Source organism: Parvibaculum sp. (assembly GCF_045863935.1).
In the GTDB taxonomy this organism is placed as follows: Bacteria; Pseudomonadota; Alphaproteobacteria; order Parvibaculales; family Parvibaculaceae; genus Parvibaculum.
The window spans coordinates 1-22,352 of sequence record NZ_BTVP01000046.1; the positions used below are offsets into that span (position 1 = coordinate 1).

Annotated in this window: 21 protein-coding genes; 6 read left to right on the forward strand and 15 right to left on the reverse strand. The window is 65.4% G+C overall.

The window, feature by feature from the left end:
- Positions 1-186: 186 nt before the first annotated feature.
- Positions 187-924 (reverse strand): hypothetical protein, encoded by a 738-nt coding sequence (locus ACKUUH_RS15100; protein ID WP_407950728.1) that lies wholly within the window; start codon positions 922-924, stop codon positions 187-189.
- Positions 921-1,199: a DUF3572 domain-containing protein gene (locus tag ACKUUH_RS15105; protein ID WP_407950729.1), complete on the reverse strand. Its 279-nt coding sequence runs from the start codon at positions 1,197-1,199 to the stop codon at positions 921-923. The genes ACKUUH_RS15100 and ACKUUH_RS15105 overlap by 4 nt, the downstream gene beginning before the upstream one ends.
- Positions 1,200-1,435: 236 nt before the next feature.
- Between ACKUUH_RS15105 and ACKUUH_RS15110 the strand changes: the two genes are divergently transcribed.
- On the forward strand, positions 1,436-1,801 hold the full coding sequence (locus ACKUUH_RS15110) for a response regulator (RefSeq protein ID WP_407950730.1): 366 nt from the start codon (positions 1,436-1,438) through the stop codon (positions 1,799-1,801).
- Positions 1,802-1,828: 27 nt separating this feature from the next.
- Positions 1,829-3,199, forward strand: coding sequence for a PleD family two-component system response regulator (locus ACKUUH_RS15115; protein WP_407950731.1), 1,371 nt, complete (start codon positions 1,829-1,831; stop codon positions 3,197-3,199).
- Between the two features lie 553 nt (positions 3,200-3,752).
- On the opposite strand, the gene rpmG is transcribed toward ACKUUH_RS15115, so the two are convergent.
- The 7 genes from rpmG to topA form a co-directional block, all read right to left on the reverse strand.
- Positions 3,753-3,920 carry a 50S ribosomal protein L33 gene (rpmG, locus tag ACKUUH_RS15120; RefSeq protein ID WP_293206945.1) on the reverse strand — a complete coding sequence of 56 codons (168 nt, stop codon included), beginning with the start codon at positions 3,918-3,920 and terminating at the stop codon, positions 3,753-3,755.
- A gap of 152 nt (positions 3,921-4,072) precedes the next feature.
- Entirely contained in the window at positions 4,073-5,278 is a 1,206-nt protein-coding gene (locus ACKUUH_RS15125; RefSeq protein ID WP_407950732.1) for an MFS transporter, read from the reverse strand.
- A 196-nt stretch (positions 5,279-5,474) separates the two neighbouring features.
- Positions 5,475-6,149, reverse strand: coding sequence for an NUDIX hydrolase (locus tag ACKUUH_RS15130; protein ID WP_407950733.1), 675 nt, complete (start codon positions 6,147-6,149; stop codon positions 5,475-5,477).
- 4 nt (positions 6,150-6,153) lie between these two features.
- Entirely contained in the window at positions 6,154-6,921 is a 768-nt protein-coding gene (locus ACKUUH_RS15135) for an NUDIX hydrolase (protein WP_407950734.1), read from the reverse strand.
- 266 nt (positions 6,922-7,187) lie between these two features.
- The gene (locus ACKUUH_RS15140) at positions 7,188-7,616 is read right to left on the reverse strand and encodes a DUF983 domain-containing protein (protein ID WP_407950735.1); all 429 of its coding nucleotides are present in this window, start codon (positions 7,614-7,616) and stop codon (positions 7,188-7,190) included.
- Between the two features lie 157 nt (positions 7,617-7,773).
- Complete coding sequence (rnr, locus tag ACKUUH_RS15145; RefSeq protein ID WP_407950736.1) at positions 7,774-10,119, reverse strand: ribonuclease R; 2,346 nt, start codon at positions 10,117-10,119, stop codon at positions 7,774-7,776.
- 2 nt (positions 10,120-10,121) lie between these two features.
- Positions 10,122-12,800 (reverse strand): type I DNA topoisomerase, encoded by a 2,679-nt coding sequence (topA, locus tag ACKUUH_RS15150; protein ID WP_407950737.1) that lies wholly within the window; start codon positions 12,798-12,800, stop codon positions 10,122-10,124.
- Between the two features lie 366 nt (positions 12,801-13,166).
- Here topA and ACKUUH_RS15155 point away from each other — a divergent pair, with 366 nt between their 5' ends.
- On the forward strand, positions 13,167-13,469 hold the full coding sequence (locus tag ACKUUH_RS15155; RefSeq protein WP_407950738.1) for a hypothetical protein: 303 nt from the start codon (positions 13,167-13,169) through the stop codon (positions 13,467-13,469).
- Here the strand turns inward: ACKUUH_RS15155 and dprA are convergent.
- From dprA to ACKUUH_RS15175, 4 genes are all read right to left on the reverse strand, one after another.
- A complete protein-coding gene (dprA, locus tag ACKUUH_RS15160) occupies positions 13,466-14,584 on the reverse strand; it encodes a DNA-processing protein DprA (RefSeq protein ID WP_407950746.1) in 1,119 nt (372 codons plus the stop codon). The two genes, ACKUUH_RS15155 and dprA, sit on opposite strands and share 4 nt — an antisense overlap.
- Entirely contained in the window at positions 14,584-15,240 is a 657-nt protein-coding gene (gene plsY, locus ACKUUH_RS15165; protein WP_407950739.1) for a glycerol-3-phosphate 1-O-acyltransferase PlsY, read from the reverse strand. The genes dprA and plsY overlap by 1 nt, the downstream gene beginning before the upstream one ends.
- Positions 15,241-15,335: 95 nt before the next feature.
- Positions 15,336-16,637: a dihydroorotase gene (pyrC, locus tag ACKUUH_RS15170; RefSeq protein WP_407950740.1), complete on the reverse strand. Its 1,302-nt coding sequence runs from the start codon at positions 16,635-16,637 to the stop codon at positions 15,336-15,338.
- Complete coding sequence (locus ACKUUH_RS15175; RefSeq protein ID WP_407950741.1) at positions 16,634-17,617, reverse strand: aspartate carbamoyltransferase catalytic subunit; 984 nt, start codon at positions 17,615-17,617, stop codon at positions 16,634-16,636. The genes pyrC and ACKUUH_RS15175 overlap by 4 nt, the downstream gene beginning before the upstream one ends.
- A 109-nt stretch (positions 17,618-17,726) precedes the next feature.
- Between ACKUUH_RS15175 and ACKUUH_RS15180 the strand changes: the two genes are divergently transcribed.
- Positions 17,727-19,439, forward strand: coding sequence for an isovaleryl-CoA dehydrogenase (locus ACKUUH_RS15180; protein WP_407950742.1), 1,713 nt, complete (start codon positions 17,727-17,729; stop codon positions 19,437-19,439).
- A 130-nt stretch (positions 19,440-19,569) separates the two neighbouring features.
- Here ACKUUH_RS15180 and ACKUUH_RS15185 read toward each other — a convergent pair whose 3' ends face one another.
- Complete coding sequence (locus tag ACKUUH_RS15185) at positions 19,570-20,484, reverse strand: AEC family transporter (RefSeq protein WP_407950743.1); 915 nt, start codon at positions 20,482-20,484, stop codon at positions 19,570-19,572.
- Between the two features lie 290 nt (positions 20,485-20,774).
- Positions 20,775-21,182 (reverse strand): Holliday junction resolvase RuvX, encoded by a 408-nt coding sequence (ruvX, locus tag ACKUUH_RS15190; RefSeq protein ID WP_407950747.1) that lies wholly within the window; start codon positions 21,180-21,182, stop codon positions 20,775-20,777.
- A gap of 281 nt (positions 21,183-21,463) precedes the next feature.
- Here ruvX and gatC point away from each other — a divergent pair, with 281 nt between their 5' ends.
- Both gatC and ACKUUH_RS15200 read left to right on the forward strand, forming a co-directional pair.
- Complete coding sequence (gatC, locus tag ACKUUH_RS15195) at positions 21,464-21,751, forward strand: Asp-tRNA(Asn)/Glu-tRNA(Gln) amidotransferase subunit GatC (protein WP_407950744.1); 288 nt, start codon at positions 21,464-21,466, stop codon at positions 21,749-21,751.
- A gap of 3 nt (positions 21,752-21,754) precedes the next feature.
- Positions 21,755-22,352: amidase (locus ACKUUH_RS15200; protein ID WP_407950745.1), on the forward strand; the 598-nt coding region annotated here is incomplete at its 3' end.

The window sequence follows — 22,352 nt, forward strand, 5'->3', positions numbered from 1 at the left end:
CGCTTTATGCGGGCCATCCACGTCTTTGCGGCACGGAATAGAAGAAAAGAAAGACCCCGGCTTTCGCCGGGGCAGGCGTGGATGACCCGGACAAGCCGGGTCATGACGGTGATTTTTGGATTGGAGAATTAAACCGGACACCGGCGGGTCAAGCCCGGCAATGACGTTTCTATTTTTTCATGTCTTCTAGAAATCCTCCGTGTCCAGACGTTCCTCGATGAAGCGGCGGGCGGCGGACCATTCGGTCGTGTGGAAGTGGCTATCGGGGGCGGGGCCGAGGAGTTTCGCGAGGCGGGGGTCGGCGATGAAGTGGATGAGCGTCGTTGGCGCGTGGGCCTTTGCAACCGAGGAGAGATTGTGCGGGATGTCGTCGAGGAAGACGACGGGCGCTTCAACGCGCCCGGCGAGGCGGCGGACGGCGCCGCCTTTCAGGCCCTTGTTGGCGATGACGGGGAAGGGGATGCCTTGCGCGGCGAGCGAGGCCTCGCGGCGCGCCTTCGCTTCGAGCGGCACGTTGGTGAGGACGACGATCTGCGCGCGTTCCGAGAGGATGGTAAGCGCCTCCGCAGCGCCGGGCACGACATCGAGATCATGCGCGGAGGCGGCGAAGAAGGCGTCGAGGAGGGCAGGCATGGCGGAGGGCGGCACGGGCTCGTTGTTGTCCTTGCGCTTGATGTTGCCGGTGAGGGCGAAGCTCTGGAGGTCGATCCAGAGGTCCTGCGTCTCCAGATAGCGCTCGAGGCCGACCATGAATTGCAGCAGCACCTCGTCGGCGTCCGAGACGATGAGAGGGCGGCCGCGCACCAGCTCCAGCGCATCGATCTGGGGGATGACGCTCTCGTCGATGGCGAGGGGGTCGCGCGGGGCGGGGCGGGCACCCGCAACCTCGCCCGCCGTCGAGCCGGGATCATTTTTTACCGTCATGTCCATTCCACCCGTTCGCCGCCGGGCAGCGCCTGACGGGCGAGGCCGGGGAGGCGGGGCTCCAGTTCCTCCGATTCGCAGAAGGCGAGGAGGCGGGCCTCGTCGGCGAGCAGGAAATCGAGGATTCCGCCCAGAAATTCCGATTCGGCGGCGCGGGTGCGCAATTCGTCCGGCGAAAGGCCGGAAAGAGCCAGAAAGTCTCCCAGAAGGTCATCATCGGCGGCGATATGGCCGAGGGCGCGGATCGCCAGAAGTTCGGCCTCGTCTCTCGTCATGGGGTGAATTTTCCAAAGCTTGGCGCCGGAAAGGGCGCAGACACGCAAACTTAATCATAGCGGGCGTTAAATGGGAAACCCTTGGAAAGCCGCGCTTTTGGGACAGAGGGTTAAAGACTTAGTTAACGATATTCGGGTCATATGGCCTGACAAGCAACTACGCCGATCCCAGCCGGGATTCGGCTTTCGGGTGCAGGCTCACCCGGCAGAGGTGGAGTTCTGGAGCTATGGACGCAATGTCTAAGAAGGTCCTGATCGTCGAAGACAATGAGCTCAACATGAAGCTCTTCCACGATCTTCTCGACGCACACGGCTATGAGACGCTGCAGACGCGCGACGGAATCGAGGCGCTCGAAATCGCGCGCACGAACCGGCCGGACCTGATCCTCATGGATATCCAGCTTCCGGAGGTGTCGGGGCTCGAAGTGACGAAGTGGATCAAGGAAGACGACAACCTCCGCTCCATTCCGGTCGTCGCCGTGACCGCCTTCGCGATGAAGGGCGACGAAGAGAAGATCCGCGAGGGCGGCTGCGAGGCCTATATCTCTAAGCCGATCTCCGTGACCCAGTTCCTGGAAACGGTTCAGCGTTTCCTGCGATAGAGCCTCTATTCACAGAACGAGGCATCAGTGACCGCGCGCGTACTCATTGTCGACGATGTTCCGGCGAACCTGAAGCTGCTCGACGCCAAGCTGACCGCCGAGTATTTCGACGTGTTCAAGGCGAGCTCGGGTCCGGAAGCGCTGGAGGCCGCGAAAGAGCAGCAGCCCGACATCATCCTGCTCGACGTGATGATGCCGGGCATGGACGGGTTCGAGGTCTGCCGGCGGCTGAAGGCGATGCCGGAGACGGAACACATTCCCGTGGTCATGGTCACGGCGCTCGACCAGCCGAAAGACCGCGTGCAGGGCCTTGAAGCAGGCGCCGACGATTTTCTCACCAAGCCGCTCAACGATCTGGCGCTGTTTGCGCGGGTGCGCAGCCTCGTGCGCCTGAAGATGGTGACAGACGAGCTTCGCATGCGCGAGGCGACGGGGCAGCGCATCGGCGCGCTGACGGCCTCCGGCGACAATTTCCTGATGGGAGAGCCCGGCCGCATCCTCGTCATCGACGACAGGCCGACCTCGCTCAAGCGCATCACAGAGACGCTGGCGAACGAACATCATGTGACCGTTGCCGAGACGCAGGAAGAACTTGTGCGGCTCGCGTCGAGCGGCGATTTCGACCTTCATATCGTGAGCCTGACGCTGCAGGAATATGACGGGCTCAGACTCTGCTCGCAGCTCCGCTCGATCGAAGCGACGCGGCAGACGCCGATCCTCGCGATCGTGGAGGAAGGCGACACAGGCCGCCTCGTGCGCGCGCTGGACATGGGCGTGAACGACTATCTGGTGCGGCCGATCGAGCGCAACGAACTCGTCGCCCGCGCGCGCAGCCAGCTTCGCCGCAAGCGCTATCAGGATTATCTGCGCGACAAGTTCCAGCAGGGGCTCGAACTCGCAATCACCGACGGGCTGACCGGGCTCTACAACCGGCGCTACATGGAAGGCCATCTGGCGACGCTGGTCGAAGAGGCGGCGAATACGGGCAAGTCCGTCGCGCTGCTCATTTTCGACATCGACTACTTCAAGGCCGTCAACGACACTTATGGCCATGCGGCGGGCGACATGGTGCTCAAGGAATTCGCGGAGCGGATTTCGGGCAATGTGCGCAGCGTCGATCTCGCGTGCCGGCTGGGCGGCGAGGAATTCGTCGTGGTCATGCCGGACACCGATCTCGCCTATGCGATGACGATTGCCGAACGGCTCCGGCAATGCGTGGCGGCCAAGCCGTTCAGGCTCGACGAGACGGGGCGGACGCTCGATGTGACGGTGAGCATCGGCATCGGCGTGACGCATGGACCGCACGATACGGTGGCCAAGCTGCTGGAGCGGGCCGACCAGGGGCTCTACCGCGCCAAGCGGGACGGGCGGAACCGCGTGGTCGCGGAAGCGGCCTGAGCAGCCAATTCTCAAGACAAGTCACACAGAATTCGCCCAGTCTTCACGAGACTTTGCGACGGCGCGGGCGCGTTAACCTTAAAAATTCATGGTTAACGAAGTCGAATGCACAATAGGGGCGCGCGGAGGCGTCTCTGTCCTTTATTGGGACAGAGGAGCGTGATACCTTTAATGAAGTTCATCGTTTCGCTGCCAACGTCTTCCCGCTCTTGCTGGGGGGTGAGTCGGGCAAGTTCCTGGCAGCGATACGTGTCCTCGTGGGGCGCTCAGGTCCGCCGCATCTCCTGGGTCCGCGAGGCACGGCCGGCCGGGCGCGTGGTTGTGGAGTGGCCTCCTCTGATAAGCCGCGAATTCCCGGCCGGCCACCTTTCATAGAGAAGAGCCGTCATAGAGAAGAGCCGGCCCTTGCGGGACCGGCTCTTTTTTATGCGGTTCGTTCGCGTCCCCCCGCCCCGAAATTTCCTTCGCTACGCTTGAAAATTTCGACCCTCCCCCATCTTGTTCGCCTTGGCGGACAAGCCGCCAAGGTGGGGAGGGTGGGAAGAGAGTTTTATTATTTGATCTTGGTTTCCTTGAACTCGACGTGCTTGCGCGCGATCGGGTCGTATTTCTTGATGACCATCTTTTCGGTCATCGTGCGGCTGTTCTTCTTGGTGACGTAGAAGTAGCCGGTGCCCGCCGTGCTCTCGAGCTTGATCTTGATGGAAGCTGGCTTCGCCATGTCGCGAAATCCTTGAGTTGCGCAGGCGAGCCGCCCACGAGGTCATCGTTACGCAATCCAGCCCGAAGCCGGGGATGTGCGGAGTTGCGCGCAGGCTACTCACGGCGCGGCGGAAGTCAAGCGGCGCGCGGAAACAGGGGCAAAAGGCCGCTTTACTCCGGGGAGCGGGGCTGGCGCGGGGCGGTGAAATAGCGCCAGCCCGCCACCGCGACATAGAGGCCGCAGAGGCCCGACATGGCGATGATCAGGCCATGGGGGTCCCATAGGTCCATGGCGCCGCCCGCGAGCGGCGGGCCGATGAGGGCGCCGATCGAATACATCATGACGAAGGCGGCATTGGCGGAGGCGAGGTCGGCGCCCCGGAAGCGCTCTCCCAGGAGGGTGAGGCCGACCGTGTAGAGGCCGACCACGACGCCGCCGAAGAGGAAGAGCGTGGGCGCGAAGAGCCAGATCGAATGGGCGACGAAGGGAATGGCGAGGACGCCGAGGAAGCCCACCGTCGCGCAGACGAGCAGGACGAAGCGCCGGTCCGTGCGGTCGGCCCAGAGGCCGATGGGCACCTGGCAGAGAATGTTGCCCGCCGCGAAGATCGACAGGACGAAGGCGGCGGTCTGTTCGGTCATGCCGATGCGCACGCCATAGACCGGCAGCATGTTGAAGATGTTGGTCTCCGTGGCACCGTAGACGAGGCCCGCCAGCGTGGCGGCGGGCGCGGCGATGAAGAAGCTCGCGAAGCTTCTGGTCGGACGTTCGGTGACGCGGGGCGCGAGGCCACGGCCGAAGAGAAGCAGCGGAAGGGCGGCCACCGCGATCAGAAGAGCAATGACGGCGAAGGGCGCGGCGCCCTCCGTGCCGACGAGGAAGAGGAGAACGGGGCCGGAGGCGAAACCGCAGGACAGCACGGTGCCGTATATGCCGATGAGGCGGCCGCGGTTTTTCTCGTCGGCGAGCGTGTTGATCCAGAACTCGCTGACGACGAAGAGGCCGGTGAAGGCGATGCCGTTGACGAAGCGGATCGGAAACCAGAGCCAGACATTGGGGAAGAGATAGTAGGCGGGCATCGCGATGGCGGAGATGGCGATGCAGGAGAGGAGAAACGGGATCGCCGGAATGCGGCGGAGGAGCGCCGGGATAAACGGCGTGAGCACGAAGGTCGCGAGCGCGGGCATTGCCGTGTTGAGGCCGATGAGCGAGGCGGGAACGCCGTTGCGCTCCATCAGCAGGGCAAGCAGCGGGATCGAGACGCCGAGGCCCATGCCGACGACGGAGATGCAGGCGATGACGGCGACGAGGCTGCGCTTGCGCTCAGGCCCGGTGAGCGGCGCGTCGGCCAGCATGGTGAGGTGCTTTTCGGTCATTGCCGAAGGCGATAGCGCGTTTTTGCGGGTTTGGGTAGGGGAGGAATTGGGAGTGGAGATTCGTATTCGCTCTCAAAAGGCCGTCATCGCGAGGCCGCTGCAAGCGGCCGTGGCGATCCAGGGCGGCTTTCTCCGCGTTTGCGGCCCCTGGATTGCTTCGTCGCTTCGCTCCTCGCAATGACGAAGAGAGGCAATCTCAGGCCCGGACGACCGGCTTGTCGTTGCGGTAGCTGTAGAGGGGGATGCGCGAGCGGGTTTCGCCTTTGTGACGGCGGGCGATTTCGTGGAGGACGAATTCGGTCACGTCGATCACGGGAAGTTTCAGCGCCTGCGAAATCGGATACCAGCCGAGGTCTTCGAGTTCGCCGCTGCCCTTCACCTCGCCCGTTGCGACTTCCGCAGAGGCGGCGAAGAAACGGGCGTGGAAGCGGATGGGGCTGGAGGCGGGTGTGATCGCGCGGGCAACGAAATCGAGCACGTCGAGGCGGGGTGCGAGGCCGCGCTCGCGGAAGGGTTCCCAGCCTTCGCCCGCGACGATGCCGACATCGCCGGGCGCGGCGACGAGGAGGCCCGTTTCCTCGAAGGTTTCGCGGATCGCGGCGGCGGCAAGGGCTTCCGCCTTTGCGCGCGAGGCGGCGGCGCCTTCCATCATGCGCGCGGTCAGGTGGCCGAAGCCGCAAGCGGCGCGCACGCCCCTGTCACCCGCATCGAGCTTGCCGCCCGGAAAGACGAAGGCGTCGGGCACGAATTTCATGCGCGAATGACGGCGGCCCATGAGGATGCGCGGTTCGTCCTCCGCCGTGTCGATGAGGACGAGGCTTGCGGCGTCGCGCGGACGAATGCCGCGCCTGACGATTGCGGGAGCTGTCATGAGGTCAATCCGAGATGGCGTCGCGGATGGCGTTGCCATTCCGGAAGTGGATGAAGGGAACGGCGCGGCGGCGCTGCGCGACGGTCGAGAGGGCGAGGCGTTCGTCGAGTTCGTCCAGCACCACGCGCGTGATGTTCGGCAGGTCGAGGCCGCGCGCATCGTCGAGCGTGAGCCAGTGCAGGCCCTGCAATTCGCCGGAGCCGCCGACCTTCGTGGGATCGCCTTCGATCGCTTCGGCATCGGCGATGAAGAAGCGCGTGTCGAAACGGCGCGTGCGATAGGGCGGGGTGATGGCGCGGGCGACGAAATCGAGCGTGCCGAGCGCGGGCGCGACGCCTTGAGAGAGATAGTCGTTCCAGTCCGGGTGCTTGCTCGTCTGCGGCGCGGCAATGCGCTTGCCGAGGATGAGGCCTGTCTCCTCGAAGGTTTCGCGGATGGCGGCCATGGCGAGCGCGCGGGCGCGAAGTTCGGACGGCCTTCCGCGCATGCGCACGAGGAGGCGGCGGGCGACGGGATCGCGCAATTCCTCGGCGGGCTTCACGCGGCTGTCGGCGCGGTCGACGCGGCCGCCGGGAAAGACGAACTTGTTGGGCATGAATTTGTGGTTCGCGTGGCGTTGGCCCATGAGAACCTGGGGATGCGCGGCATCGCGGCGGACGATGATGAGCGTGGAGGCATCGCGCGGACGCACGGCGCGGCCCTCGGTGCTTTCGCGATATTCCTGCTCGCGTGATTTCTTCGGGTCGAAAACCGCCCCTTCGCTTCCGCTCATGCTTCCGTCCCTGTCTTTTTTATTGCGTGTTGGCGACAGGATGCCCGCTGGGGAGAGGGAAAGTCCAGCGGCGGCGGCGATAACGCATCTTTCCCGACGGAACGAGAGCCCTCGCCCCGAAAAATTCCATTTGGAATTTCTCTGCCCTTCGCATTGCTCAGGGCGTTCGAGGCTCAAAAAGGTCCACCGGACCTTTTTGTTCGCAGAATGCGAACTGCCTCTCACCCCCGAGGGGAGGGTGGGTAAGAGAGCAGGAAGACGCGGCGTCAGTCGTCGTGTTTTACGCCGTCGAAGCCGTGCATGCGCAGCGCCCATTGCCAGCCGACGACGGCGCCCTTGATGCGCGGCAGGAACCAGAGCGAGAGCAGGAGCGTGAGGGTCGGCCAGATCGCGGCATGGACCCAGAGCGGCGGCAGGTAGTCGAGTTCCAGCCAGAGCATGAGCGGCACGACGATGTGGCCGACGATCATGATGGTGAAATAGGGGGGCGCGTCGTCCGCCTGGTGGTGGTGGAGCTCCTCGCCGCAATTCGGGCAGGCATCGGCCACCTTGAGGAACCTGTGGAAGATGCGGCCGCGGCCGCAGGACGGGCAAAGGCCGCCGAAGCCGCGCAGAATCGAGGTGAACGCCGGGCGGGGCGCGGTCTCGATCGTCTCGTAGAGGCGGGTGTCGCTCATATCCATCGGTATACTCATGGCTCGCTCGGGATTCACATTAGGGCGATGCCCGACGAAAATGGTCGGAATGGAGCGCGGGCGAAATGTGGCAGGTTGCCGCGCGTCAGGCCGCGCGCTCTGTTTTCCGGACGGATCCGCGGCGGCGGGAGCCGCCGCGGGGGGCTTTCCGGACGGATCAGCGGCGGCGGGAGCCGCCGCGGGGGGCTTTCGGGCCGGATTTTCCACGTTTCGGGCCGCCGCGGCCGGCGGGCGAACGGGTGCGCCGCCCGGCGCCTTTGGGGGCTTCGCTGCCGCCTTCGAGGAGTTCGAAGCGCAGGCCGCCCGTGACCGGCACGGCCTCCTCGAGGCGGACGCGGACGGCATCGCCGAGGCGATAGGCGACGCGGGTCCGCTCGCCGATCAGGGCGTGGATGATCTCGTCATGGTGGAAGAAGTCGCCGCCGAGGGTGGAGACGGGGACAAAGCCGTCCGCGCCGGTCTCGTCGAGCTTCACGAAGAGGCCGAAGCGCGTCACGCCCGCGACGCGGCCCGTGAACTCGGCGCCGATGCGGGCCTCGAGGAAGGCGGCAATGAAGCGGTCCTTCGAGTCGCGCTCGGCGAGCATGGAGCGGCGCTCGGTGGTGGAGATGTGTTCGGCGATTTCGACAAGTTCGGCGAGCTCGGCATCCGTCTGGCCGTCTTTTCCGAAATCGAGGCCCGCGATCAGCGCGCGATGGACCGTCAGGTCGGCGTAGCGGCGGATGGGCGAGGTGAAGTGCGCGTAGCGGCGGAGATTGAGACCGAAATGGCCGATATTGTCCGGCGCGTAGACGGCCTGCGCCTGGCTGCGGAGCACGACGTCGGAGACGATGCGGCTGTGTTCGGTGCCGTCGACCTGCTTCAGGATGCGATTGAAATTCGCCGGGCGGATGTTCTCGCCCCTGGTGAAGCTCAGGTTGAGCGTTGCGAGAAATTCGGCAAGGGCGACGAGCTTCTCGCGCGAGGGCGCATCGTGGATGCGGTAGATGACCTGGCGGCGAACGGCCTCTGCCTGCTCGGCGGCGCAGACATTCGCCTGGATCATGAACTCCTCGATGAGCTTCATCGATTCGAACTTGTCGCCGATGCGCACGCCCGCGATGCGTCCGTCCGCGCCGATGTCGATCTTGTGTTCGGGGAGATCGAGATCGAGGGGGCCGCGCTCGTCGCGCGCCTTGGCCATGATGCGGTAGGCCGCCCATAGCGGCTTCAGGACGGGATCGAGCAGGGGGCCTGCGACATCGTCGGGGCGGCCGTCGATCGCTTCCTGGACCTGACGGTAGGAGAGGCTTGCGGCGGAGCGCATGAGGCCGCGGATGAATTCGTGGGAGCGCTTGTTGCCGTTGCGGTCGAAGACCATGCGCACGGCGAGGCAGGCGCGATCCTCGCCGTCGATCAGCGAGCAGAGATCGTTGGAGATGCGCTCCGGCAGCATCGGCACGACGCGATCGGGAAAGTAGGTCGAGTTGCCGCGCTTGCGGGCCTCGCGGTCCATCGGCGAATTCGGGCGGACGTAAGCGGCGACATCGGCGATGGCGACGATGGCGACGACGCCACCTTCGTTTTTCGGGTCGGTATCGGGCGCGGCCCAGACGGCGTCGTCATGGTCGCGCGCGTCCACCGGGTCGATGGTGACGAGCGGAATGTCGCGCAGGTCGGTGCGGCCCTTGAGGCCCATGTGTTTTGCGGCTTCGGCCTCGGCGATGACCTCGTCGGGGAAGGCATCCGGGATGCCATGCGTGTGGATCGCGATGAGGCTGATCGAGCGCGGGTCCTCGCTGTCGCCGAAGACTTCGCGGATGCGCGCGCGGGCAAGGCCGTAGCGCTTGCCGGGGATGGTTTCGCCGAGGACGAGATTGCCGTCCTCAGCCTCGCCGACATCCTCGGGCGCGACCTCGAATTCCATGCGCGCCTTTTTCTCGACGGGGATGAGGCGGCCGCCTTTACCTTTTGCGTTGGCGCGGTAGAGGCCCAGGACGCGCTCCGCGCCCTTGCCGACGCGGCGGATGACGCGCGCTTCGTAGGGATAGGCTTCGTCCTCGTCTTCGACCTTTTCGATGCGGGCGAGCACACGGTCGCCGACGCCCGCGGGCGGTTCGTCGTAGTCGCGCTTCTTCCGCGAGGTGTCCGGCGCAATGACGATCAGCGGCGCGGGCTCCTCGCCCGGCCAGGAGACGGGGCGCGCGATCAGCTCGCCGTCGGTGTCGGTATGCGTGATCTCGATGACGGTGACGGGCGGGAGCGCGTCGGTGCGGCGAAGGTTTTTCGCTTCGTCTCTCGCGATGAGGCCGTCTTCCGTCATGGCCTTCAGGAGCTGCTTGAGCGGAATGCGATCGTCGCCCTTCACGCCGAAGGCGCGGCCGATCTCGCGCTTCGACGTCTTGCCCGGATTGTCGGCAAGGAAGGCGAGGATCTGCTCGCGCGTGGGCACGCCGCCGCCAGTTTTCTTCTTTCCGGCTGCGGGCTTTTTCGGTGCCCCCCGTGCGGGCTTGCGTTCGGCCAAGGTCAATCCGCCATTTCAGTGGCTTTGGGTTTTTTCGCCGCGGGCTTTTTCGGTGCGGCTTTCTTTGCCGGGCTTTTCTTCGCCGGCGCCTTTTTCTTCGCGGCGGGTTTCCTTGCCGCCGGTTCCTTCGTCTTGTTTTTCGGGGCGGCCGCTTTCTTCGCGGGCTTCTTCTTGCCCTTGCCGCTCTTTTCGTCCTTCTCGGCGACGAGGGCGAGGGCCTGCTCCAGCGTCACGTCTTCGGGCTTTGCCGATTTCGGGAGCGTTGCGTTGGTGCTCGCATGCTTCACGTAAGGACCGTATTTGCCTTCGCGGACCTGCACGGGCTTGCCGGTGTCCGGGTGCTCGCCCAGTTCCTTCAGCACCTTGCCGGCGCGCTCTTCGGCGCGGACGATCTTTTCGGCAAGCACGGCGACGGCGCGGTTCAGGCCGATGTCGAAAAGCTCTTCGGGGTCCTTCAGGTTCGCATAGGTGCCGTCGTGGAGGACGAAGGGACCGAAGCGGCCGAGGCCGGCGGTGATCTTCTTGCCGGTTTCGGGATGGATGCCGATTTCGCGCGGGAGCGTGAGAAGGCGCAGCGCGGTGTCGAGATCGACATCGGCGGCGGACATTTTCGCGGGCAGGCCGCTGCGCTTCGGCTTGTCGTCCGGTTCGAGCGGGGCGCGCTCGACATAAGGACCGAAGCGGCCGGTCTTCAGCGAGATTTCGGCACCCGTCTCGGGATCGGTGCCGAGCACGCGGTCGCCCGCAACCTCTTCGCCTTCCGCACCGGCGGTGAGCTGGCGCGTGAACTTGCAGTCGGGATAGTTGGAGCAGCCGACGAAGGCGCCGAAGCGGCCGACCTTCAGCGACAGGCGTCCATTGTCGCAAGAGGGACATTGGCGCGGATCGGAACCGTCGCCCTTGTCGGGGAAGACATGGGGCGCGAGGACTTCATTGAGACGATCGAGCACCTCGGTGATGCGCAGTTCCAGCGCCTCGCCGACATTGACCGTGAAGTCCTTCCAGAATTCGCGCAGCAGATCCTTCCAGTCGAGTTCACCGGCCGAAACCTTGTCGAGCTTTTCTTCCAGTTCCGCGGTGAAGTCGTATTCGACATAGCGGGAGAAGAAATTTTCGAGGAAGGCGGTGACGAGGCGGCCCTTGTCCTGCGGGACGAAGCGGTTTTTGTCCATGCGGACATAATCGCGGTCGCGCAGCGTTTGCAGCGTGGAGGCATAGGTGGAGGGACGGCCGATGCCGAGCTCTTCCATGCGCTTGACGAGCGTCGCCTCGGTGAAGCGGGGCGGGGGCTCGGTGAAATGCTGTTCGGGGCGGACCTTGTCGAGGCCGAGCCTGTCGCCGCGCGCGACCTTGGGCAGACGGTTGCCCTCGTCGCCTTCATCGGGCTCGTCGCGGCCTTCCTGGTAGAGGCGGAGGAAGCCGTCGAAGACGATGACGGAACCGGTGGCGCGCAGGTTGATCGGCGCGTCGTCCGCCTCGATCTCGATGGTGGTGCGCTCAAGTTGCACGTTTTCCATCTGGCTGGCGACGGTGCGGTTCCAGACGAGTTCGTAGAGGCGGCGCTGATCGTCGTCGAGACGCGCGGCAACGGATTTCGGCAGCCGGGCGATGTCGGTCGGACGGATCGCTTCGTGCGCTTCCTGCGCGTTCTTCGCCTTGGTGGTGTAGACGCGGGGCGCATCCGGCAGGTAGGCCTCGCCGAATTCGTTGTTGATGACGGTGCGGGCCTGCGCGATCGCTTCAGGCGCGATCTGCACGCCGTCGGTTCGCATATAGGTGATGAGGCCGGTCGTCTCGCCGTCGATCTCGACGCCTTCGTAGAGGCGCTGTGCGACCTGCATGGTGCGGCTCGCGGAGAAGCCGAGCTTGCGCGCGGCCTCCTGCTGCAGCGTCGAGGTGGTGAAGGGCGGGTTCGGATTGCGGCGCGCGGGCTTGCTCTCGACCGACTTCACGGAAAAGCGCGAGGCCTTGATGCGCGCCTCGATCTCGCCGGCGGTCTTCGCATCCGGGATGTCGAACTTGTCGAGCTTCTTGCCGTCGATGCCGACGAGGCGTGCGACGAAGGGCGCCTTCGCCGCCGTCTTCATGTCCGCTTCGACCGTCCAGTATTCGCGGGCGCGGAAGGCTTCGATCTCGAGTTCGCGGTCGCAGATGAGACGGAGCGCGACCGACTGCACGCGGCCGGCGGAACGCGAACCGGGAAGCTTGCGCCAGAGAACGGGCGAGAGGGTGAAGCCGACGAGATAGTCGAGCGCGCGGCGCGCCAGATAGGCGTCGATCAGTTCCTTGTCGAGGCCGCGCGGATGCTCCATCGCCTCGGTGACGGATTTCTTGGTGATGGCGTTGAAGACGACGCGCTGGACCTCGATGTCCTTCAGCGCCTTCTTCTTGTTCAGGACTTCGAGGACGTGCCAGGAAATCGCCTCGCCTTCGCGATCCGGGTCGGTGGCGAGGATCAGGCGATCGGCCCCCTTCACGGCGGCGGCGATTTCGTTCAGCCGCTTCTGGGACTTGGCATCGACGTCCCAGGCCATCGAGAAGTCCTCGTCGGGGAGGACCGAACCATCCTTCGAGGGGAGGTCGCGGACATGGCCGTAGGAGGCGAGGACCTTGTAGCCCTTGCCGAGATACTTGTTGATCGTCTTCGCCTTGGCAGGCGACTCAACAATGACAACGTCCATTGGACCGCTTCAACTCTCTTATTAATAAGGGCGCATTCAAGGGCCGCGCCGAGGCCAAACCAGCACGCCGGCCCGGGGAGCCCGGGCGCGCTTTACACCGACATTGCGTGAAAAGCCAAGAGCACCGCCGCTGCCGGCCCGTGCCGGACCGCCGGCAGAAAATGGTGAAAAGGGCGGGGCCTGTCAAATGCGGCGGATTTCCTCGGAAAATTGGAGCGGTGCATCTCGCGCCAGTTTGAACCCAGTTGGGGCTGGGCGTGAGACGGCAATTTCTCCCACAATCTAGCCTATCGATCTAGTTCCTTGGCGTGATTTTTCGCGCGGAACTGTGTCTCCGCCCGCGGGGGCGAGAAAGGATAGCCGGCGATGCGCAAGCCCCTGTTGAGTGCCGAAAGCGTGCAGGAAGCCAGAGACATGGCTCGCGACGCACGCAGCGCGGAAGACCTGGCGCCGCGCCTCAGAAGCACGTCCAACCTGCCCGAGAACCTGACGGATGCCGACGACGAAGCCGTCGCGGCCTATCTCCTCGACCTGATGATCGCGTCGCGCCGGATGGCGGACAAGCGCGGTTTCGGGTTTCTCGCCTATCTGATCGGCGTGGCGGCGGAAGAATCACGGTTGCTGATGCTCGGCCGGTCGGCGGCGGGACGGGGCGGCGACGAAATCTAGAGCGGAAGAAGGCTGACGCGGTCGCCCGGATCGCGGTGGATGCGGCCCGCGAGTTCGAGTTCCAGCACGACGGCGCGCACCTGCTGGACGGGTGCGCCGGACTGGCGGACGATTTCGTCCATGGATGTCGGCGTGGGCCCGAGCGCGGCGAGCACCAGCTTTCGCGTATCCGCATCGGCATCCGGCGCATTGGCGGCGCGCGGCGCAAAGGAGGGCGGTTCCGGTTCGCGAAAGCGATGGCCGAGCGGCTCCGCCAGGGCGGCGATGACGTCGGCGGCATTTTCGACGAGCGGCGCGCCGTCCTTGATGAGTTTGTTCGCGCCTTGCGCACGCGGGTCGAGCGGCGATCCCGGCACGGCGAAGACATCGCGGCCCTGTTCGAGGGCGAAGCGGGCGGTGATGAGTGAACCTGAGCGCAGCGCCGCCTCCACCACGACGACGCCGAGCGAAAGACCGGAGATGAGACGGTTGCGGCGCGGGAAGTGACGCGCCTGCGGGCTCGTGCCGGGCGGCATTTCGGTGACGATGGCGCCGCGCGATGCGATCTCTTCCTGCAGTTCCCGGTTTTCCTCCGGATAAACGATGTCGACGCCGCCCGCGAGGACGGCAATCGTGCCACCTGCGAGCGAAGCGCGGTGCGCGGCGGTGTCGATGCCACGGGCGAGGCCGGAGACGACGGTGAAGCCTTCGCTTGCAAAGGCCTGCGCCATGTCGCCGGCAATGCGCCGACCGGCGGCGGAGGCATTGCGCGAGCCGACGATGGCGATGGATTTCCGCGCGGCGAGGGCAGGATCGCCCTTGAGCGAAATGACGGGCGGCGGCGGATCCAGCGCCGCGAGGCGGGCGGGATAGGCCTCGTCGCCGAGGACGAGAAGATGGGCGCCGAGCTTTTCGGTCTTCGCGATTTCGGCTTCGGCATCGGCCTGACGTGCGATCACGATGTTGCGCTTCGCGCCGCCGCGCGCGGCGAGCTCCGGCAAGGCGTCGAGCGCTGCGACGGCGTTGCCGAAATGATCGAGAAGATCGCGGAAGGTGACGGGGCCGATGTTTTCGCTGCGGGCAAGACGAAGCCGGGCAAGCCGTTCCGCGGCGGGGAGCGCCGCCGCCACGCGGATCAGCCCTCGGCCGTGTCTTCGGCCTTTTTCTGGCCGATGCGCGGTTCCGTGCCGGAAAGCAGCCGCCCGATATTGCCGCGATGCGCGATGTAGACGAGAGCGACGAGAACGACGCCGAGGCCGACGAGTTCCCAGCGGTCGAGCCAGGCGAGATAGACGGGCGTCAGAAGCGCGGCGACGAGTGCGGAGAGCGAGGAGTAGCGCGAGACGAGGGCGACGATTGCCCAGGTGGCGCAGAAGAGAAGGCCGACCGGCCAGTAAAGCGCGAGCAGGATGCCGATGAAGGTGGAGATGCCCTTGCCGCCCTTGAAGCCGAGCCAGACGGGATAGAGGTGTCCGAGGAAGGCGCCTAGCGCGGCGAGGCTGAGCATCCATGTCTGATCCGCCGAGGTTTGCGCGGCGAGAAGACCGGATATCAGGACGGCGACCGCGCCCTTGCCCGCATCGCCGATCAACGTGCCGATAGCGACCCAGCGGTTGCCCGTGCGCAGCGCGTTCGTCGCGCCGATATTGCCGGAGCCGATGTCGCGAATATCCCCGAGGCCGGCAAGGCGCGTCAGCAGCAGGCCGAAAGGAATGGAGCCCAGCAGATAACCAAGCACCAGCGCGACGAGCAGCAAGGGTGCTGCGGCCGTGAAATCGATTGCGGCGGGCATTGCGTTGGTATCCTCCCCTTACCCCTCCCCAAACGGCCTGCGGCCGTTTGACCCTCCCACAGGGGGAGGGTGAGGAAGAATTGTCGTTACGCAGATTATCGGTCTGCGTCTTCGCCGTGAACATAGACCGTTTGTCCGCCGACCATGGTGCGGAGTGCGCGACCCTGGAAGAGGCGGTCCTCGAAGGGTGTGTTCTTCGAGATCGATTTGAGACTAGCCGGTTCGAGCTTCCACGGCACGTCCGTATCGATGAGGATGAGATCGGCAGGAAGGCCGGTGACGAGGCGTCCGCGCCCGAGGCCGAGAAGATCGGAAGGAATGCAGGTGAGGGCGGCGAGGAGACGGCCGAGCGGCAGGTCGCCGTTATGCACGAGGGCGAGGCCCGCGGGCAGCAGCGTTTCGAGGCCGATGGCGCCGAAATTCGCCTCCGCGAAGGGGCGGCGCTTCACTTCCGGGTCCTGCGGATCGTGGCCTGAGACGACGACGTCGATGGTGCCGTCGGCGAGGCCCGCGACGAGGGCAAGCCTGTCCTGCTCGGAACGGAGCGGCGGCGAAAGCTTGAAGAAGGTGCGGTAGGACTGGACGTCGTTCTCGTTGAGCTGGAGATGGGCCGCCGAGACGCCGCAGGTGACGGGGAGGCCGCGCGTCTTGGCGCGCCGGACGATTTCCACCGAGGCTTCGCAGGAAATCTGCGAGACGTGATAGCGCCCGCCGGTAAGTTCGAGGAGCTGCAGATCGCGCTCGATCATGATGGTTTCGGCGACGGCGGGGATGCCCGCGAGGCCGAGGCGGCCGGCGAGTTCGCTTTCGTTCATGACGCCGGTGGCGAGTGCCGGTTCCTCGGCATGTTGCACGACGAGGGCGCCGAGATGGGCGGCGTAGCTCAGGATGCGGCGCATGACCTGCGCATTGGCGACGGATTTCACGCCATCGGTGAAGCCGACGGCGCCCGCTTCGAGGAGGAGGCCGAACTCCGTCATCTGCTCGCCATGGAGGCCCTTGGTGAGGGCGGCCATGGTGTGGACGTTGACGATGGCGGTGTCGCGGGCGCGGCGTTCGATGAAATCGACCAGCGCCACATCGTCGATCACCGGATCGGTGTTCGGCATGACGATCATGGTGGTGACGCCGCCCGCCGCCGCCGCCTTGCTGGCAAGCGCCAGCGTTTCGCGATGCTCGGCGCCGGGCTCGCCGGTGAAGACGCGGCAATCGATGAGGCCGGGCGCGAGGACGCGGCCACGGCAATCGACCACTTCGGCGCCTTCCGGCAGGCCGTCATTGAAGAGATGGGGCCCGAGATCGGCGATGAGGCCGTTTTCGACGAGGAGGCCGCCCGGTTGGTCGAAGCCGCTGGCCGGGTCGATCAGGCGGGCATTGGTGAAGGCGGTGCGGCTCATGAGCGGCCTCCGGCGAGTGCGAGCTCGTTCGGCAGGTTGCGCGAGAGTGCGTCGAGCACGGCCATGCGGACGGCGACGCCCATTTCCACCTGTTCGCGGATGAGGCTGCGGTCGATGTCGTCGGCGACGGCGCTGTCGATCTCGACGCCGCGGTTCATGGGGCCGGGATGCATCACGAGCGCGTCCGGCTTCGCATGGGCGAGCTTCGAATAGTCGAGGCCGTAGAAGTGGAAATATTCGCGTTGGCTCGGCACGTAGGAGCCGGCCATGCGCTCAAGCTGGAGGCGGAGCATCATAACGATGTCAACGCCTTCGAGCCCTTTTTTCATGTCATGGAAGACCTCGACGCCGAGACGCTCGATGCCCTTGGGCATCAAGGCCGGCGGGCCGATGACGCGGACGCGCGCGCCCATCGCGTTCAGCAGCAGGATGTTCGAACGGGCGACACGGCTGTGCAGGATGTCGCCGCAGATGGCGACGCGGAGGCCTTCGAGCCTGCCCTTGCGGCGGCGGATCGTCAGCGCGTCGAGCAGCGCCTGTGTCGGGTGCTCATGTGCGCCGTCGCCCGCATTGATGACCGAGCAGGAGACTTTCTGCGAGAGAAGCTCGACGGCGCCCGAACTCTGGTGGCGGATGATGATGAGATCGGGGTGCATCGCGTTCAGCGTCACCGCCGTGTCGATCAACGTTTCGCCTTTCTTCACGGAGGAAGAACTGACCGACATGTTCATCACATCCGCGCCGAGGCGCTTGCCCGCGAGCTCGAAGGAGCTCTGCGTGCGGGTGGAGGCCTCGAAGAAGAGATTGATCTGGGTGCGGCCGCGAAGGACGGAGCCCTTCTTATCGACCTGGCGGTTCTGCTCGACATAGGTGTCGGCGAGGTCGAGAAGGGCGGTGATGTCGGAAGGGGAAAGGCCCTCGATCCCGAGCAGGTGCCGGTGCGGGAAAACGGGCGAAAGCTGTTTGTCAGCGTTGGTCATTAAAGCCGCATTGTATAGGGCCGATTCCGGGGGGCGGCAAGGTGGAATTGGCCCATGGGGAAGCGGAGTGTTAACCTCGGGGCCAGCCCCCGGAAAAGAGGTTCGAGCCATGGCCGCAGAAATGGAAACGCCAGCCGATTTCGCGACGCATGAGGTGTTCAACCAGCCGCCGCCGCTGGAGGATGTGAACCTCTTTACGGGCGACAGGGCGCTTCAGGAGGCGGTGGAGCGGGAGGGTGCCGGCCATGCGCGCGCGTCGCTTGCGAAATTCGGCGCCGTGACCGGGAGCGCGGAGGCGATCGATCTCGGGCGGCAGGCGAACAGCTATCTGCCGGTGCTGAAGAGTTTCGACCGTTTCGGCCACCGGGCGGACCGGGTGGAGTTCCATCCTTCCTATCATGCGCTGATGTCGCTGTCGGTCGAGCAGGGGCTGCATGGCTCGCCTTGGGATTATCTGAAGGAGGGGCTCGACGCCAGCCCCAAGCCCGGCGCCGTCGTGGCGCGGCTTGCGGGCACCTACATGATGACGCAGGTGGAAGCGGGGCATGGCTGCCCCATCACCATGACGAATGCGGCGGTGCCGGCGCTGCTGTTCCAGCCGTCGCTGGCGAAGGAATGGGTGCCGCGGATTCTTTCCCGCGAATATGACGAAGGCTTCGCCCCGGCGGGCGAGAAGACGGGCGTGACCTTCGGCATGGGGATGACGGAGAAGCAGGGCGGCACCGATGTGCGCGCGAACACGACGGAGGCGCATCCCGTTTCTGGCGGCGGGCCGGGCGAGGAATATCGCATCACTGGGCACAAGTGGTTTTTCTCCGCGCCGATGTGCGATGCGTTCCTTGTGCTGGCGCAGGTGCCCTCCGCGAACGGAAAGGGAGGGGGAATCTCCTGCTTCCTCATGCCGCGCTTCCTGCCCGATGGCAGCGTGAATGCGATCCGCATCCAGCGGCTGAAGGAGAAGGTGGGCAACAAGTCGAATGCGTCGTCCGAGGTCGAGTTCCAGGCGGCGAGCGGGTGGCTGATCGGAGAGGAAGGGCGCGGCGTGCGCAACATCATCGAGATGGCGACCTATACGCGGCTCGATTGCGCGGTGGCGACGGCGGGGATGATGCGTCAGGCGGTGTCACAGGCCGTGCATCATTGTTCCTACCGCACGGTGTTCCAGAAGAAGCTGATCGACCAGCCGCTGATGGCGAATGTGCTGGCGGACCTTGCGCTCGAAACGGAGGCGGCGACGGCGCTGTCGTTCCGCGTCGCGCGCTCGTTCGACCGGGCGCATGAGGACGAGGCGGAGGCAGCCTTTCGGCGGATCATGACGCCGGTTGCGAAATACTGGGTCTGCAAGCGCGCGCCGAACCTCGCCTATGAGGCGATGGAGTGCCTTGGCGGCAATGGCTATGTCGAGGAAGGGATCGCGGGGCGCATCTATCGCGAGATGCCGGTGAACGCGATCTGGGAAGGCTCGGGCAATGTGATGTGCCTTGATGTGCTGCGCGCGCTGGCGCGGGAGCCGCAGGCGCTCGAAATCGTGTTCGCGGAACTCGACAGGGCACGGGGTGCGAGCGCGGCCTATGACGGCGCGCTCGAGGCGCTGAAGGATGCTTTCACGGATATGGGCTCGCTCGAGGCGCGGTCGCGGCAGATCGTGGAGCAGATGGCGAAGGTGGCGGCGGGTGCGATCCTGTTGCAGCACGCGCCCTCGTTCGTGTCGGATGGCTATTGCCAGACGCGGCTGGGGCGCGACTGGGGTGATGTCTACGGGACGCTGCCGGCGGGCGCGGATGTGAGGGCGATTGTGGAGCGGGCGCGGGTGGCTGGGTAGCGTCCACCTTTTCCTGTCTCGTCATGACCCACTTTATGCGGGTCATCCACGTCTTTGCCGAAGACGCTTTGAAGAAAGACGTGGATGGCCCGGACAAGCCGGGCCATGACGGTATTGGGTGGAGAGTGAACTACCCCAGCAGCCACAACATGACCGGCATGGTGATCGCGGCGAGGATGGTGGAGCCGGTGATGAGGCTCGCCATCAGGGTTGCGTCGCCGCCGAGCTGGCGGGCGAGGATGTAGGAGGAGGTGGCGCCAGGCACCGCACCGCAGAGAAGGACGACGGCGGCGGGCAGGCCGGTGACGCCGAAGACGATGCACCAGCCCGCCATGAGCGCGGGCATGACCAGAAGTTTCAATCCGCTCGTGAGGGCGACGATCCAGCCGGTTTCGAGCGCGTGTTTCGGCTGGAGCCCCGCGCCGATGGCGATGAGGCCGATGGTGAGCGCGGCGGCGCCGACAATCTTGAAGGTCGGCGCGAGCGGGCCGGGCAGTCCAATCCCCGAGACGTTCAACGCGATGCCCGCCGCGCAGGCGAGGATGAGCGGGTTCTTCGAGAGAAGGCGCAGCACCGTTCCCATGCCGGCCGGCGTGTCGCCCGCATAGCGCGTGAGGATCAGCACCGAGAGCACATTCACCGCCGGCACGAGGACGGCGAAGGCGACGGCAGCGAGCGTCACGCCTTCTGGGCCGAAGATCGAACCGATGGCGGCCAGCGCGACGAAGCCGTTCCAGCGCGCGGCGCCCTGGAAGACGGAAGAGAATTGCGGGCCGGTGAGCGGCAGCACCGCCTTCAGGATCATCAGGATCGCGACCATGGAGAAGAGGCCCGCGCCGAGCGCGGAGGCCATGGGCCAGATGTCGTAGTCGGCGAGATTGGCGGTCGCGAGCGTGTGGAGGAGGAGCGCGGGGAAAAAGATGTAGTAGGTGAGGCGGTCGAGCGGCGCCCATATGCCGTCGTCCAGAAAATTCATCCGCTTGATGACGAAGCCGAGCGCGATGACGAGGAAGACGGGGACGAGGGAATTCAGGATGGGGAGCATGGGAAAGCCGGTTCTTGTTGAGGCCCGCCTTGTTCTGCCGTGCGGCGGTTGTTCCCTTTCGTAGCAGAAGGCGGAGGGGCGGGCGAGAGGGCGAGATGAGAGGTATCTCGCCGGACCATCGACAAATCATCAAAAAAAGAATGTCATGCCCGGGCTTGACCCGGGCATCCAGGGAGGGAAGCGACAAACCGCCATGTCGCGGATCGCGGAGCCATTTTTGTGAAGCGGGACGCCGCCTGACGGCGGCTACTGGATTGCCGGGTCAAGCCCGGCAATGACAATACCAAAACCTAAAGCCGCCGCAGGCGGTCGAGGGCGCCTTGGAGGATGTAAGAGGCGGCCATCTTGTCCACGAGTTCGGCGCGGCGCGCGCGGCTGGCGTCGGCGTCGAGGAGGGTGCGGGTGACGGCCTGGGTGGACATGCGCTCGTCCCAGAAGACAACGGGAAGGTCCGTCAGCTTTTCGAGGTTGCGGACGAAGGCGCGGGTGGACTGGCAGCGTGGGCCCTCGGTGCCGTCCATGTTAAGCGGCAGGCCGACGACGAGGGCGGCGGCGTCGTGGCTCTTCGCCAGCGCGATGAGGCGTTCGGCATCGGCGGTGAACTTCGTCCGCTTGATGGTTTCGAGCGGGCTGGCGATGGAGCGCGAGACATCGGAGAGCGCGAGGCCGATGGTTTTGGTCCCCAGATCGACGCCCATCAGGCGGGCGTGGCGGGGCAAGCCTTCCTCAAGTCCCTCAAGAGGCTTCACATTGGCGCTCAAGTGCTTGTTACCTTTATGGAATGTCCGGCGCGGCGGACCATAGAGGGAGGCTGGAACGGGCGCAATCGGGACCCTCATATATATTGTACGGGCGGCGTTGCGGCGCGGGCCCCCCGCTTGTTATGTTCCGTCGCGATTCAACGAGCAAGGGGTGCGTAGCCGGGGCGAAGGTTCCGAGGCAGCGCTGGCCCTTTCCGAACACCAACAAAGGCGGACCTATGTCGGTCGATCAGAAAACGGTCCGGCACATCGCCCGGCTTGCGCGGATTGCCGTGCGGGACGATGAGCTGGAGGCGCTGGCCAAGGAACTCAACGGCATCCTCGATTGGGTGGAGCAGCTCGGCGAGGTGGAAACCGCCGAGGTGGAGCCCATGACGAGCGCCGTGGCGGTGGCCATGAAGATGCGCGACGACGTCGTGAAGGTGGAAAACCTCCAGAAGGAAGTGACGCGAAACGCGCCCGGCGCGGAAGACGGCTTCTATGTGGTGCCGAAGGTGGTGGAGTAAACGATGAGCGACCTGACCAGACTGACGCTTGCCGCCGCCCGCGACGCGCTGAAGAAGAAAGAGATCAGTTCCACGGAGCTGACCGGCGCTTATCTCAAGGAGATGGAGGCTGCGTCCGCGCTCAATGCCTATGTGACGCCGACGGCGGAGAAGGCGCTCGAGATGGCGAAGGCCTCCGATGCGAAGCTCGCCAAGGGCGAGGGCGGGCGGCTCGAAGGCATTCCGCTGGGCATCAAGGATCTGTTCTGCACGAAGGACGTGCTGACGACGGCCTGCAGCCACATTCTCGACGGCTTCCATCCGCCTTACGAGTCGACGGTGACGGCGAACCTCTGGCGCGATGGCGCGGTGATGCTGGGCAAGCTCAATAATGACGAGTTCGCCATGGGGTCGTCGAACGAGACGAGCTTCTACGGACCGGTGGTGAACCCGTGGCGGCGCAGGGGTTCGGATGCGAAGCTCGTGCCGGGCGGTTCGTCGGGCGGTTCGTCGGCGGCGGTGGCGGCGAAGCTCTGTCTTGCGGCGACGGCGACGGATACGGGCGGGTCGATCCGCCAGCCGGCAGCTTTCACCGGCACAGTGGGGCTCAAGCCCACCTATG